Source organism: Psychrobacter sp. NPDC078501 (assembly GCF_044900935.1).
GTDB lineage: Bacteria > Pseudomonadota > Gammaproteobacteria > Pseudomonadales > Moraxellaceae > Psychrobacter.
Genome location: NZ_JBJDOS010000007.1, coordinates 1 through 14,534 on the forward strand (window position 1 = coordinate 1; position 14,534 = coordinate 14,534).

The following is a 14,534-nucleotide window of genomic DNA, read 5'->3' on the forward strand; positions in this document are numbered from 1 at the left end:
CAAGACGGTACTGAAATGGTAATGCCTGGTGATAACGTTGAGATGGGCGTAGAGCTTATCCACCCAATCGCTATGGACAAAGGTCTTCGCTTCGCAATTCGTGAAGGCGGCCGTACTGTAGGTGCTGGTGTTGTTGCTAACGTATTGAACTAATCATTAAGTCTCAGCAATGAGCTTATGAATTAGTCATAAAAAAGGCCGTCCTATCTAGGGTGGCCTTTTTTTTGCGATAAAAAATAAATAATTTGGTCACTTACTTATATAATCTAAGTACAACCAAATGATGAGACTAATTAAATGAAAGTCATGTTTGTGATAGAAGCATTACCAACGAATGCAGTAGAATTCGAACACGTCATTCAAACTGTCGCTAGTGTAGAAGCGATGGTGCAACCAGATGATGCTTGGAATCAGAAAACGTTGACAGAGTTGCTTGAGCAGGACAGCATTCGTCTGCTGATTGCTTACGATCAAGCCAAAGAAGAGAGTGTCTCTCACTGTGAAATAGTTGGCTATTGCTTATATCAAACGACTTTTGAGCAAGCAGAGGTGTTGCGTATCGGAACTGATCCAAAGTACCAACGTCAGGGCATTGCTTCACAGGTATTAAATAAACTGCATGAGCTGTTACAGCTTAATCAGGTCGAAAGTCTTTTGTTAGAAGTACGTGCCGATAATGCAGCGGCGATAGCGTTATACGAGCAACAAGCATTTAGCATCATTCATAGACGCAAAGGATATTATAAAGTGCCACATGAACCAGCAATCGATGCATTAATCATGCAGCACACTTATATTTAATGAAGAGAGTAAAGCTTAATAAAAATAAACGACGATAATAAAAGTAGCTACAACAGCTACGATATAAAAGCAGAGTTAACTAAGATTTAAGCTTTATTGCAAAGGAATTTTCTTTTTACAGACTTCCACATCAAGCTGATAATCACTATCGGCTTTCATTCGACCTAAAATATCTAAGCGTTCGCTGAGCAGCTCCACCATTATACTAATATTGGCTTGCTGTTTTTTAACTTGTTCTAGCTTTTGCTGTGTTAGTACAAGCTGCGAATCAATATCCAAGTGACCATCATAATAATCATTTAAGCTGTTTTTAATTTCGGTAAGGGTGAAGCCAATAGCTTGTGCGCTTTTGATTAGCTCTATGCGTTCGATACATTCTGGATGAAATTCGGTATATAGGCGTGAGCCTGCCTGACGCTTGCGAGATTTTAGTAGGCCTAATTGCTCGTAATGGCGAACCGTATCTTTGGTCGTATTGGCTTTTGCTGCTAGCTCTCCAATCAATAGAAACGATGTATCAAGTGCCATAATAACCTCTTATTTTTTCGTTATGATAATCATAACTCTAGTTGCCACGGCAATTCGCTATCTAGTCTCGATACGGCTAACGGTTTATGAGAGTGCTTTTGCCATGGTACAGACTGGCTACCAATCAGGTTGTCTAACTGAGCTAGGAAATCAGCACGCGGTAAAGTAGTGGCACCTAAGCTCATCAAATGATCGTTCGGTAGCTGACAGTCGACGAGTGCGACATTACTTTGTTCACATAAGCGCATCAGACCCCAAAACGCTAGCTTTGACGCATTAGATGCTCGATGAAACATTGATTCACCAAAATAGATGCCGTTTATTTTTAACCCGTATAATCCGCCAATCAGTTGACCTGCTTCGTCCCAAACTTCAATGCTATGAGCAAAGCCTTGCGCATGCAATTTGGTATAAGCTTCGATCATCTCATCATGAATCCAAGTATGCTCACCTTCGGGATGATTGTCATTAAGGCCATCATTGCGCGGTAAGCTACAGGCATGTATGACATCATTAAAAGCTTGATTAAGCGTCACTTGCCAACGTTCGCGATTTGCTTGCTTACGTAGAGACTTACTCGGTTGATAGGCCGAAGGAACGATCACACAACGCGGCTCGGGACACCACCAAGCAATAGGCTCATCTTCGTTAAACCAAGGAAATAGTCCTTGAGCATAGGCTGATATCAGCGTTTCAGGTGCTAGGTCACCGCCCATAGCGACGATGCCAATACCATCAGGATCTATGGAAATGGGATCGGGAAAGTCATAACGCCCAAGACTTTTTAAAGTCTCAGGCGTGATGTGTTTATCGTTCTGTTGAGTAAAGTTGCCCATTTAGGCTTCTTTATCTGCAGTTAGGGTTGAATCGTAAGTGTGATCACGAGCGACGGTTTCGCCCAGTGCATCCAAGTACTTTTCAGCATCTAGCGCAGCCATACAGCCAGTGCCGGCAGAAGTGATGGCTTGACGGTAAACGTGATCGGCTACGTCACCTGCGGCAAACACACCTTCGATACTGGTCTGAGTGGCATTACCATTCAGGCCGCTATTAACGATCAGGTAGCCATCTTTCATATCCAATTGATCTTTGAACAAGTCAGTGTTTGGCTTATGACCAATAGCGACAAACATACCCATTGTGTCTAGTTGTTTGGTACTACCATCAATCATAGATTCGATGACGACACCATTGACGCCCATGTCATCACCGACCACTTCTTTCACTTGGTGGTTCCATTCGATTTTGACATTACCATTCTTAGCTTTTTCAAATAACTTGTCTTGCAAGATTTTTTCAGAGCGTAAGCTGTCACGGCGATGCACTAAGGTCACTTCAGACGCAATATTAGATAAGTACAAAGCTTCTTCAACCGCTGTATTACCACCACCAATCACCGCAACTTTTTGGTTTTTATAAAAGAAACCATCACAAGTGGCGCAGGCTGATACACCAAGCCCTCTGAACTTGGTCTCTGATTCTAGTCCCAAGTACTGTGCAGAGGCACCAGTTGAGATAATGAGCGCGTCACAAGTATAGCTACCGTTGTTACCTGTCAACTGAAAAGGACGCTCGTTTAGGTTTACTTCGTTGATATGATCATAGACCAGTTCAGTACCGAAACGCTCAGCATGTGCTTTCATACGTTCCATCAATGCAGGACCTGTCAAATCATGCGCATCGCCTGGCCAGTTGTCGACTTCGGTAGTGGTGGTTAATTGTCCACCGACTTCCATACCAGTAACCATAACTGGCTTAAGGTTAGCGCGTGCTGCATAAACTGCGGCAGAGTAGCCAGCAGGGCCTGAGCCTAAAATAATGAGCTTTTCGTGACGTGGAGCAGTAGTGTCAGTTGCCATGAGTTGTTCCTTGCTAAATATACGAATTAAAAATGTAAGTTATAAATATAATAAAAGAGGAATATCAAAAATGACTACGAATATGCTTCTTCTAATTGCTGTGTGATAATAACATAAGGGCACAGCGCACAAAGTGCAAGTTTGCTAAAACAAACACAGGTATCATTAGAATCAAAGAATAAATAACTTTAGAACATAAGTGCGAAAACGGAGACTATTTTATAGAATCTAGGCAATACAGTTAGCCATATTTTTCCACTATTGTTTCGCTAACCAGCTGTTTTCTTACACAAAGTGTCTACTGATCTACTTTCTTACACGCTTTCTTGATAAGACTGTCGCCACTGCACCTATGTATTTGTTATTATAAGAAGTTATGCCAAGTGTAGTAGGAGCCAAGCGATAACGGTTGTTGCAAGGCTCTATGATCGGCACATGCCAAACAAACACTTCGCTCGGTACATTTATGTCAACACTTTATGTCAGCATGATTAGGCTTAGTCATGCATTGGCGACCATTTAGTATTAATAACAAGGCAGATCTTACGTGATATCAGCACCGCTTATTGAGTATTTAAAAAAGGGAATGTTTACCCTCCTTGGGTTAATACTGGCCGTTTATCTGTTTGTCATCTTGATGACTTATACAGGCAACGATCCTAGCTGGTCGCACATCAGTAGTGATATGACCACGATTAATAATATGGGCGGCGAGGCAGGCGCATGGTTATCCGATTTGCTTTATAGCTTTTTTGGGTTTGGTGCTTGGTGGTTTTTGGCATTCGTGGTTTATGAATCTATCTTGATTTGGTGGGAAAATAAGCCAACGTTTTGGCTGATGCGATTGATCGCCTATGTATTTTTAATATTGAGTGCGAGCGCATTTTTTGCACAATTGGTCGCTTTGATTCAGCAAGTAACGAACCCTACATCAATGGCGCTTGAAGGCATCGCTGGTGGTATTATCGGGCTAGAGCTACAGACACGTTTGGCGCAGTTGTTATCGCAGTGGGGGAGTGTGGTCTTCTTGGCAGTGTTCGTTGTGATTACTGCTACTTTTGCCTTTAACGTTCATTGGATAGCGCTATATCGTAAGATCCGGACATTGTCATGGCATGACTCAAGTGTGGAGAATGAAGGTGGAGTAGAATTTGTCAAACCAAGTGAACCTGAACATGCTGAGCGTATAGAGGGCGAACCGAGTAATCCGCAAGCAGAATCTGAGCAGCTTCCCCTTGAGTTGCAACCAGCTGACCACACTAATAGTGCTCAAGATGTCAGCAGTAGCGGACGTTTTGGTAACGTACTGTCAGATTTTTTGGCAACATCAGGTCTGACAGAGAGTGTAAAAGCTTCTGTTATAGCAGCAAAAGCAGCCACGACATCTAATAGTGTAAAAAGTGAGCAGGCAGATGCCGATACAAGAACGTTTGATAGCGCTACTGATAGTACGGTCAACAGTACAGTCCAGCCATTAGTTTCAAACTTGACTGCACCTATTGCTCGCAAAGTTGAGCCAAGCTTTGCGTGGAATGATGCCAATACGGTCGATGATTTACTTGCAAGTGAGCAGATGGCTTACAGTGCTAATGGCATGGACAGCTCGGCTATGCCTGTACCCAACTATTCCCAAACGGGTATTAGTACCACAGCATCGTTAGAGAAAGCAGTGCCTGCTACTGTTACCACTACAACGATGGAAGCGGTTGCTCAACCAGATATACATGATAAAGAATTACTAGCTCAGCCATCAATTAATGAGTCAGTGCACAACGATTTGACCAGTCAGCCAGTCATTGAATCTGCTGAGCCTAAAATCTCTACGACACATGAGACTGCGGAAGTAGATAAGTTGGCAGAAGCATGGTTGGCAGAGCATGCTGATATATCAGAACCTGCGGAATCTATTGTAGAAACGCCTGAATACTCTAAGCCTGTTCAGGAAACCGTAGCAGCTGAGCCAGTAGTACCAGAGAAGACGCCAGAACCTATCGTAGAAGAGCCTATTAGCTTTGCACAGGATTCAGCCAATCAGCCGTTTGATACGCCTGTAGATTTGCCACATACCGAAAAGACAGCAGTAGTCTCTGAGCCTGAAGTCGCTCCGGTAACAGTAGAGACTGAGCCTGCATTGTCAGATGTGCCAGACGTTTCAGACATGACACCAACCAATACGCCTCCTGCCAATCCAAAAGCAACGCCAACGGTGGAAGTGACTAGCCCAGTCTCAAATGTACAGCCTGAGCCTAAAACGTCCGCGCAATCATCTGTTAGTTTTGCTGTCCCAGAGGGCGATAGCAGCAACCATATCACTGATATGATGCCAGAAAATGACAGTGATGACGACACCAATGTACCGGTCATGCCGCATATTAGTGATGACGCAGCCTTTAGTCAGAAATCACGCTCGATGCAAACGGCAGCTTATCGCAGCAGTCTGACGCCTATTCCAGAAGTGTCTATATTGGATAAGCCTGATCCCGACCGCAAGCCTAGCTACACTGTGGCTGAGCTTGAAAAACTGTCTGAGTTATTAGAAATTAAGCTTCAAGAATTTAACGTAAAAGCCTCTGTGGTTAATGCTATCCCAGGGCCTGTCGTCACTCGTTTTGAAGTAGAGCTGGCTGCTGGTGTGAAAGCTAGTAAAGTCACAGGTATCTCGCGTGATTTAGCGCGTTCACTATCAATGGCTTCTTTGCGTGTGGTAGAAGTAATTCCGGGTAAACCGTATATCGGTATCGAAGTGCCTAACAAGAAACGTGAAATGGTACGTTTGATTGAACTGCTCAATACCGAAACGTTCAAAGACCCTAAAGCGCAGATTAGCATGGCGATGGGTAAAGACATCGGTGGTAACCCAATCATTACCGACCTTGCGCGTGCGCCGCATATGCTGGTCGCTGGTACCACGGGCTCTGGTAAATCAGTATTGGTTAACTCGATGCTACTATCGATGCTACTCAAATATACACCCAATGAGCTTCGTCTTATTTTGATTGATCCAAAGCAGCTTGAGCTTGCTAACTATAATGATATTCCGCATTTGCTAACGCCAGTAGTCACAGATATGACGGAAGCGGCTAGTAGCTTGTCATGGTGTGTGGCCGAGATGGAACGTCGCTATCAGTTGATGAGTTTGCTAAAGGTTCGTAAGCTCAATGAGTTTAATAAGAAAGTCATCGCGGCGGAGAAATCAGGCAATCCAATGCTCGATCCTCTATGGCGTCCAAATGACAGCGTAAGTATTAGCCAAGCACCTAAGCTAAAAACACTACCTATGATTGTCATTGTCGCGGATGAGTTTGCCGATATGATTATGCAAGTTGGTAAACAAGCCGAAGAGCTCATCACACGTTTGGCGCAAAAATCGCGCGCTGCAGGTATTCATTTAATGCTAGCGACTCAGCGTCCATCAGTCGATGTCATTACAGGTCTGATTAAAGCCAACATCCCAGTGCGTGCGGCACTACGAGTCAACTCAAAAGTCGATTCACGTACGATTTTGGATAGTGGCGGTGCAGAGGATATGCTGGGTAACGGCGATATGTTGTTCTTAGGGCCAGGGCAAATCGAGCCAGATCGTGTGCATGGGGCTTACGTTAGTGACGAAGAAGTTAACCGTGTCTGTGACGCTTGGCGTGAGCGCGGCGCCCCTGACTATATTGATAATATGGCAGGCAACTTTGAATTGTCTAGCCCAGGCGGTGGTAGTACAGCCAATGCCTCTGGTGAAGATGATGATTTATATAATGATGCCGTGGCCTTTATCATGGAAACACGTAAAGTTTCTGCTTCAAGCATTCAGCGTAAATTCAGCATCGGCTACAACCGTGCTGCGCGTATTGTCGACTCTATGGAAGAAGCTGGATTGGTCAGCTCGATGGGCAAAAGTGGCAAACGTGAACTATTGATGTAGGATTAATTCTTAAGTTGATAACGAAAAAGCGAGTCATGAAAATGGCTCGTTTTTTTGCTTTAAATTAAGATGACGATATGTATGTACTCTTCTAGCTGTTTATTAAACTGATATACTTTATATTAAAACAAGTATTGAGCTTCACTTATTAGAAGTGCTGTACGGTGCAGTATGTAAATATTAAGAGATCTATATTTTATCGATACATTAGAGAGTAAAAGAAGCTTATGTTTCATTTCGATTTAATAGCATGTTATTTAGGTGTTTTTTTAGGTGGCCTTCTACTATTTTTAATGGTTTTAGGATTTATTCTTGATACTGTCTTTCTATTTTTTCCTAGAGTGAGATGTACAGTTGACAGCTATAGCATATACCCTATATTTCCTCAAGAATCAGAAAAAGATATACAGCTATATAATCTGAAAATCAACTATAAATATAGTTATAAAGGTATTGTACAAAAGTCTAGCAGACTGAATCATTACAATTCTTTCGAGAGAAGCACTCCTATAGAAGTTGAAAATGCTTTGGAATGTTACTTTGTTAATTATAAAGAAATCTATGCTTATGTTTGTCCATTTATAAATAACTATGCTGTGTTATTCCCATTAAAGTTCCATTTAGTAAAAAATGGAGCTATTTTTATCTCATGTTTGCTAGCCTTTTTGACATTTGGTTATTTTATAAGTTTTTGATAGAAACTTAATATCTAGTGGTAAATATATATCAATTTTAAAAAGCAATCACTCCAAAATTTACGACAGTTACTCTCCAAGGAAGGTTAGTTATGTTTAAAGAATATACTCAGTATGATGGGCTCGCCTTAGCGGCCTTGGTCAATTCAGGTGAGGTTAGCGCAAAGGAATTGCTAGACGCTGCTGTCCATCAAGCCAATCAAATCAACCCTAAGCTAAATGCTATCGTGCATCGTTTTGATGAGCGTGCTTACAATGCTGCGCAGGCAGGTTTACCTTCAGGTGTATTTACTGGCGTGCCGTATTTACTAAAAGATTTATCATTTAGCTTCGCCGACGAGCCAATTACGATGGGTAGCCGCAGCGTCAATATCATTTCAGAGAAAGACAGTGAAATCGTCAAACGGATGAAAGCGACAGGCGTTAATACTTTTGGCAAGACTAACACGCCTGAGTTTGGTTTGATTATCACCACTGAGCCAAAAGCGCATGGTGCTACTCACAATCCTTTTAAAAAAGGCTATAGCTCTGGCGGCTCGTCAGGTGGTAGTGCAGCAGCAGTTGCGAGCGGTATTGTCCCGATGGCAGGCGGCGGTGATGGTGGCGGCTCGATACGTTTCCCCTCTGCTTGGTGTGGTACGTTTGGGTTAAAGCCAAGCCGTGGACGTAATCCAATGGGTCCTAATCTTGGTGAAGGCTGGGAAGGCGCCGTGGCTGACCATGTGATTACGCGTTCAGTACGCGATAGTGCAGCGATGCTAGATGCCACTAGCGGAGCAGAGATTGGCGCGCCTTACGTTATTGCTCCACCAGAGGGCACGTTTTTGCAAGCAGCAATGCGTGCACCGCGAAAGCTAAAAATCGCTTTGCATCAGCAGCCATTGATAGCCAATACGACAGTGGACAAAGAGGTGCTAGCGGTACTTGAGCAAACGGCTAAGCAACTAGAGTCTATGGGTCATGAAGTAGTACCAGCCGAGCCAAACATCAATATCGAGCAGTTTTGGCATGACTTTATCGTTGTGGTCTGCGCGCATACGGCGTTTACGATTGATAATATCGAGCGTGAGTTTGGGGTTGACCACGTCAAAAACCTAGAGCCACAAACCTATAATATGGCACTGCTTGGGCGCTCATTGTCAGCGGTTGATTTGGCACATGCCAAACATGGCTGGCATCATAGCCAGTATCAGACGGGTCTATTACTAGAAGAATATGATATGATTTTGTGCCCGACTGTACCCACGCCTGCGGTAAAGCATGGTGTGTTACCGCCGAGTCGTATGGATGAGATGATGATGCGTAGCGCCGAGGTGCTTAATAAAGGTTTTAATATGGGTAGATATGCCTTTAGCTCAGGCATGATAGAAAAGCTCAGCGCACCTGTATTAGGTAAGATGGGTTTTACGTTATTGGGTAATGTTACAGGGTTACCCGCAATGTCAGTACCCGTTGGTATGAGCAAAAAAGGCCTACCGATTGGCATGCAATTAATCGGGCGCATGAATGATGAAGAGACATTATTCAGCGTGGCGGGCGAGATGGAGCGCGCAGGTTTATTTACCAAACACGCTTTTGAGAAGTAGGGTTAAGCTATAGTGTTCGCCTTGCTCACATTCAATCAAAGCGATAGATATCCATACCCAAACTATGGTGGGCCATACTTTGATGAACAACAGAAACGCGCTGACCAGTACCTAGTGCAAAAAACAGTGGTAGCAAGTGCTCATCACTTGGATGAATGTCCTTGTAGTCTGGGTACTGCTGCCAATCGAGCGCCGTGGGAATGTCTATTTTGAGCTGCTGCAACAACCATTGCTTAAACGTTTTGGCTGCTTGATCGATGCTGTCGGCTTCCCAGCGCAATGCTTGTAAATTGTGCGTAATGTTACCTGAGCCAATGACGAGGATTTGCTCATCACGCAGATGTGCCAACTGCGCGCCTAACTGATAGCAGGCGATACTGTCATAATGCTGCGGCAGTGATATCTGTACGATAGGCACATCGGCTTCTGGGTACAGATGTCTGAGCGGCGCCCACACACCATGGTCACAGGCACGTACTGGATTGACACTACAAGTAATGCCACGTGCGGTCAGCTGCTGTGTAAGTGTCTCAGCCAGTGCTGGCTGACCTATAGCAGGATACTGAATGTCGTAAAGTTCAGGCGAAAATCCTGAAAAATCATGCCACGTCTTTGGCTGTGGATTACTACTAATCTCTAGCTTTGCTGACTGCCAATGCGCTGACATAATGACGATGGCACGTGGCTTAGGTAAGTTTTGACCGATACGTGCCAGTGCACTGGTCGTCGCAGACTGCTCAATTGCAAGCGTAGGCGCGCCATGCGAGATAAAGAGCGCTGGTAGCTTAGATGTATTCGTCGCTACATCAGACGTATTTTCCCATGCGGCAGCCGCTGTGATAGGCGTCTGCACACTATGATGGTCATCACGTTGATGAGAGGGCTTAGAGGCGTTGGGTGTCGCACATTTTGGATATTTCATGTTGCATTTATTAGGGCGTGCGCCAGTATTTCAATCTATTTTAGGGTTAATGTTTTGAATCAAAAAAGTAGCTTAGTCTTTTATTTAATTACCACGGTGATAAGGATGATTATTATTAATACTCATCGCGCGATACAGTTGTTCCATGAGTACGACGCGTACTAGCGGATGCGGCAATGTCAGTGCTGACAATGATAATTTTGCATCGGCCTTTGCCAATACTTCTGGTGAGACGCCATCTGCGCCGCCGATGACCAAGGCAATATCATCGCCTTGTAGCATGCCATCTGCGAGCTTATCAGCCAGTCCTTCTGTCGAAATCATCTTGCCTTTGACATCTAATACCCACAATTGCTCGCGGCTTGATGCATTATGAGCGGCCAGTATGGCCTGACCTTCTTGCTCACGGTATTGTGCCAGATTGGCATCTGAAGGGTTCTTTGCCCGCTTGGCTGCCGCAATCTCGACAATTTCTGTGCTTAGCATCGGTTGAATGCGTTTGTAATATTCGTCAAAACCCGTCTGTACCCAGCTAGGCATTTTATTGCCAACGGTCAAAATCCTTACTTTCATAATGCTTACCATCTCGATAATTGAATTCAAGCTTACTAGGGCGTGTTCTTAATAGTTGTATCGCTCGTTCTTCATTGTCTGCAATTTACATCAGAGGGTTAATCGTCTCTGATACGTTGCTATTCGTGTTTTGATCATCGTCGCTCTTATTACTTTGGCTTGGCTTTGGAATGACAGTCAATTTTGCATCAGACTCAAAAACAATAGCTTCGACATCATCAAAACTATTAATCCCTTCAGAACGCATGGCACATTCGATTTCTTGACGCGTCAAACGCTCATCACGCATGGCATCTGGCAAAAATTGCCCTTGATAAAAAACGATACGCGGCTCTGATAAAATAAAGTTACTAAATTGCGGTGAAACAGACGCATATTTGGTAACCACAAATTGCAATAGGTACAATACTAAAATAGAAGACACCCCTTCAACAAAGGGAATGTCTTTGAGCAAAATCGTACTGGCACCCAACGAGCCGATCATGACCGTAACGATCCAATCGAAGTTGTTGAGCTGTGACGTTGAGCGTTTGCCAGAGACTTTGGTGACTGTCACGATCAACACGTAAACCATAACAGTCGTCAAAACAATACGACCAAGCTTGTCTATGTTATCAAAAAAGATCATGTCCATAATGTTCGCTCCTATTATAAAGGTAAAACAAGTCATCGCTAAAATACTACTTACTAGGGCGCATCTTACTTTGTCTCATTTTTAATACTATTCTTAAAATAATGACACGCCCTAAACTTAGCCTAACGGATTTTACGCATTAGCAGGGGAAAACTTTGTAGCACCTTGTAGATGATGGTTTGTACTTACGTTGATTTGCGTATAGGGTCTAATAATCGATTGATAGACCATAGACTGATTCGCGCACTGACTAGAGTGAGAACCAGCATTAGCATTAGTGATGAAAGCAGGGGCAGTGGACGCTGCATCGCCATCTCAAACAATACCTCACGGCTTATCGTATCAAACAGCCAAAACCAGATGGCTGAAAAATAAATGACAGTCAGCATCCAGACAGTCACAACCCCACCTAACATCAATTTATTAATCTCATCTCTCGCTAATGCTCGTTTCTGATGTTTGATAAATTTACTAACAGCGATATAGGCACCTACGATAATAGAAACCACCATGACCAATTGTGGATTGAGCGCAAGCTTGGTCTGTATCATCATAAATATGGTACTGGCGAGCGTGTATCCAATCGCAAAAAAACCGACATATCGAGCCAGTTTGGGCTGCACTTGTGTAAGCGTCTGAGGTTTGTTAAGACTGGTTGTCTGGCGTGACATAAGCTAACCTTTATAAAGGTAAAAAATAAAATATTGATAACGCAACGTCTTAAAGTGTTAATTAAAATATCAACGCTGCGCTGTCCAGTCGAGCATGGCATCTAGCACAGGCCTTGCTGCATAAGGATTTAATGCTTGATCAGTATTAATTATACCGACGACAACATAATCCTGTCCTGACAGCCCTTTGACATAACCTGCCATTGAGGTGACGTTATTTAACGTGCCAGTTTTTATCCATGCGCGGCCAGTAGCTACAGATTCAGGCAAGCGATCGCTATGAGCGGCAATGGTGCCACTAACCCCAGCGACACCTAACGAGTCGACATAGGCTTCAAAATTTGGTCGACTATAAGCATAAGTCAGTAGCTCGCTTAGGTTGGCTGCGGTGATTGTACACTCGCGGCAAAGTCCTGAGCCATTGGTCAAATGGGGCGGTGGCGTACTGAGGTTGGTTTGCCACCATTGATTGATGGTTTGTAAGGCTGCTGGATAGTCTGTTGTAGCAGGTTTGCCAAACTGATATAAGCTATCCGCCTTTTTGCTACTAGATTTATCAGCTGCTACCTTATTATCCATCTCATTACTAGCACTGGCTTCATGACTGCTTGGACTAGTCGCAGTTGTGCTAGCAGATGTTGAATGAGTCAGCCTTTCTTTATCATAAGCGCCTATAGATAGCGCCACTTGCTCAGCCATGACATTGTTTGAGAAATGGTTAATGTCATGAATCTGCTCGGTTAAATTCAACGACGGATAGCTGACCATAGGTAGAGGAGACATCGCGATAGCCGTAAGCCCATGCGCTCGTTTTGTCGTCTTGGTCATATCGTAAGGGGTTTCTTGCGAGACGACCTGCCCACTCAAAGTATTCCCCAACGCTTGCCATTTGGCAGCGATGACGTGTGCGGCAAACTCTTTGGCATTGGGATATGCTACATAAAAGATATGCTCGCCGCAGCTCTCTGGCAGACTGGCATTTAACACAAGCTGCGTGTTTTGCCACTGCGGCGCTAGGCTATAGCTTGCTTGCCCACAACTGGCTGCACGGGTATTGATTGTAGCAGGCAGCTGATAGTTGGCTAACCGCGGCTTATAGGTCACACTTGCTTGGCCGTTATCTTGAGGGTAAGTTTTGATACCAATGGTGCTAAAGTTAACCAAAAACCCATCAGGGCTGGCGTTATAAGGGCGTAGCGGTGAGTTATCAAAGGCGGCTGGATCTTTACTAACATTATTAAAAACTGCGCTGTCGATGATGATGTCACCATCGATGTGACGAATACCGGATGCTTGCACTTTATACAGCAACTGCTTCAGACGTTCGTGGGTCATTTTGGGGTCGCCACTTCCTTGAATAATCAAGTCACCATGTAGACGGTTGCCGATGACAATACCTGTGTGATAAACCCGTGTATGCCACACAAAATCTGCCCCTAAAGTGTCCAAAGCGATAAAGCTAGGCACGAGTTTCATGGTGCTTGCAGGCGTACGAGGGATGTCAGACTGGTGATCTAGCAAAGGCGAAAATGAAATCTTTATAGAGGCTTTATTATTGCTCTCAGTATCTTGGGCCTTGGCATTCTGATCAAGCGTATGCTGAGGTTCGTCAGGAATAACCGTTGGAATGCTCTCTACGCTCTGATAAGTATAAGGGTCATCGGTATAGGTATGTATCTTTCGCTCGTGCTTCTCAATAGTGCGCTGCTCTATGGTAATTAAGACGTTCTGGTGGCTCGGGTCGCTGGTACTTGTATCCGTAGAGGCGTTCGTAACTGGATGCTCAGATACTATAGTAGTTGCAGATTGGCTGTCAGGTTCATCACTATCAATGACTTGAATAGGAGCAGGCAGACGGCTGGCAGTCTTGTCACCTACAGGTGTAATAACGATACTGATATCCGCTTCTGTCAAATCGGCACGTGCCAAGGCTTTTTGAATGGCTGCTGGTAACACGGCTTGAGCATGTATTGGCGCTACTATAACTGCTGCCAATAACGCTAACCTAGATAGACGTTTACTAGGTTGGTTCAGCGGTCGCAAATGACGACAAAGCGTATCAATTTTGGTTGCAGCAGTAGAGTAATGACGGCGTTTAGAAGGGTATCGCATGAGCATCTTTCATCAGGTGGCAAAAACAGCCTATGGTAACATGAGTTGCTGTTTTCGCGCACGATGCCAGCAGCACAATTTTAGGGCGTGTCATCAATCTGAACAATAAAATTTAAATGGGCTAAAAATGGCTAAATCTTTGCCAAACTGCGTCAAGTAGCTGGCTAATATCTCGATATTATCTGTACTCCTTTCCTTGTTTGACTACCATTTACTTCATTTTTATCACCATTTTCA

General features: G+C 44.0%; 11 protein-coding genes and 1 pseudogene. 4 read left to right on the forward strand and 8 right to left on the reverse strand.

Going from position 1 to position 14,534, the window contains the following annotated elements; translation table 11 throughout:
- Both tuf and rimI read left to right on the forward strand, forming a co-directional pair.
- Nucleotides 1-153: pseudogene (gene tuf / locus ACI2IW_RS11175) on the forward strand (elongation factor Tu); the annotation flags it as partial.
- Nucleotides 154-306: 153 nt separating this feature from the next.
- Entirely contained in the window at nt 307-801 is a 495-nt protein-coding gene (rimI, locus tag ACI2IW_RS11180; RefSeq protein ID WP_404693684.1) for a ribosomal protein S18-alanine N-acetyltransferase, read from the forward strand.
- Nucleotides 802-894: 93 nt separating this feature from the next.
- On the opposite strand, the gene ACI2IW_RS11185 is transcribed toward rimI, so the two are convergent.
- From ACI2IW_RS11185 to trxB, 3 genes are read right to left on the reverse strand one after another with little or no spacing between them, the layout of a single operon-like run.
- Nucleotides 895-1,329: a MerR family transcriptional regulator gene (locus ACI2IW_RS11185; protein WP_101204974.1), complete on the reverse strand. Its 435-nt coding sequence runs from the start codon at nt 1,327-1,329 to the stop codon at nt 895-897.
- Nucleotides 1,330-1,358: 29 nt separating this feature from the next.
- Nucleotides 1,359-2,165 (reverse strand): leucyl/phenylalanyl-tRNA--protein transferase, encoded by an 807-nt coding sequence (aat, locus tag ACI2IW_RS11190; protein WP_404693685.1) that lies wholly within the window; start codon nt 2,163-2,165, stop codon nt 1,359-1,361.
- Nucleotides 2,166-3,188, reverse strand: coding sequence for a thioredoxin-disulfide reductase (gene trxB, locus ACI2IW_RS11195; protein WP_296211177.1), 1,023 nt, complete (start codon nt 3,186-3,188; stop codon nt 2,166-2,168).
- A gap of 547 nt (nt 3,189-3,735) precedes the next feature.
- Between trxB and ACI2IW_RS11200 the strand changes: the two genes are divergently transcribed.
- Together ACI2IW_RS11200 and ACI2IW_RS11205 are read left to right on the forward strand one after the other, a co-directional pair.
- Entirely contained in the window at nt 3,736-7,104 is a 3,369-nt protein-coding gene (locus ACI2IW_RS11200; RefSeq protein WP_404693686.1) for a DNA translocase FtsK 4TM domain-containing protein, read from the forward strand.
- A 787-nt stretch (nt 7,105-7,891) separates the two neighbouring features.
- Nucleotides 7,892-9,385: an amidase gene (locus ACI2IW_RS11205; RefSeq protein WP_404693687.1), complete on the forward strand. Its 1,494-nt coding sequence runs from the start codon at nt 7,892-7,894 to the stop codon at nt 9,383-9,385.
- 31 nt (nt 9,386-9,416) lie between these two features.
- Here the strand turns inward: ACI2IW_RS11205 and ACI2IW_RS11210 are convergent, their stop codons facing one another.
- The 5 genes from ACI2IW_RS11210 to ACI2IW_RS11230 form a co-directional block, all read right to left on the reverse strand.
- A complete protein-coding gene (locus ACI2IW_RS11210) occupies nt 9,417-10,307 on the reverse strand; it encodes a class III extradiol ring-cleavage dioxygenase (protein ID WP_102094293.1) in 891 nt (296 codons plus the stop codon).
- A gap of 84 nt (nt 10,308-10,391) precedes the next feature.
- Nucleotides 10,392-10,880 (reverse strand): 23S rRNA (pseudouridine(1915)-N(3))-methyltransferase RlmH, encoded by a 489-nt coding sequence (rlmH, locus tag ACI2IW_RS11215; RefSeq protein ID WP_057758501.1) that lies wholly within the window; start codon nt 10,878-10,880, stop codon nt 10,392-10,394.
- A gap of 85 nt (nt 10,881-10,965) precedes the next feature.
- The gene (locus ACI2IW_RS11220; RefSeq protein WP_404693688.1) at nt 10,966-11,514 is read right to left on the reverse strand and encodes a DUF421 domain-containing protein; all 549 of its coding nucleotides are present in this window, start codon (nt 11,512-11,514) and stop codon (nt 10,966-10,968) included.
- 185 nt (nt 11,515-11,699) lie between these two features.
- The gene (locus ACI2IW_RS11225; protein ID WP_404693689.1) at nt 11,700-12,185 is read right to left on the reverse strand and encodes an ABZJ_00895 family protein; all 486 of its coding nucleotides are present in this window, start codon (nt 12,183-12,185) and stop codon (nt 11,700-11,702) included.
- A gap of 69 nt (nt 12,186-12,254) precedes the next feature.
- Nucleotides 12,255-14,297 carry a D-alanyl-D-alanine carboxypeptidase/D-alanyl-D-alanine-endopeptidase gene (locus tag ACI2IW_RS11230; RefSeq protein ID WP_404693690.1) on the reverse strand — a complete coding sequence of 681 codons (2,043 nt, stop codon included), beginning with the start codon at nt 14,295-14,297 and terminating at the stop codon, nt 12,255-12,257.
- Nucleotides 14,298-14,534 lie beyond the last annotated feature (237 nt).

Bases quoted from the DNA above. Each gene is read 5' to 3' on its own strand.
- rimI (WP_404693684.1), top strand. From the start codon at position 307: ATGTTTGTGATAGAAGCATTACCAACGAATGCAGTAGAATTCGAACAC.
- ACI2IW_RS11185 (WP_101204974.1), bottom strand. From the start codon at position 1,329: ATGGCACTTGATACATCGTTTCTATTGATTGGAGAGCTAGCAGCAAAA.
- ACI2IW_RS11205 (WP_404693687.1), top strand. From the start codon at position 7,892: ATGTTTAAAGAATATACTCAGTATGATGGGCTCGCCTTAGCGGCCTTG.
- ACI2IW_RS11225 (WP_404693689.1), bottom strand. From the start codon at position 12,185: ATGTCACGCCAGACAACCAGTCTTAACAAACCTCAGACGCTTACACAA.
- ACI2IW_RS11210 (WP_102094293.1), bottom strand. From the start codon at position 10,307: ATGAAATATCCAAAATGTGCGACACCCAACGCCTCTAAGCCCTCTCAT.
- aat (WP_404693685.1), bottom strand. From the start codon at position 2,165: ATGGGCAACTTTACTCAACAGAACGATAAACACATCACGCCTGAGACT.
- trxB (WP_296211177.1), bottom strand. From the start codon at position 3,188: ATGGCAACTGACACTACTGCTCCACGTCACGAAAAGCTCATTATTTTA.
- ACI2IW_RS11220 (WP_404693688.1), bottom strand. From the start codon at position 11,514: ATGGACATGATCTTTTTTGATAACATAGACAAGCTTGGTCGTATTGTT.
- ACI2IW_RS11230 (WP_404693690.1), bottom strand. From the start codon at position 14,297: ATGCGATACCCTTCTAAACGCCGTCATTACTCTACTGCTGCAACCAAA.
- rlmH (WP_057758501.1), bottom strand. From the start codon at position 10,880: ATGAAAGTAAGGATTTTGACCGTTGGCAATAAAATGCCTAGCTGGGTA.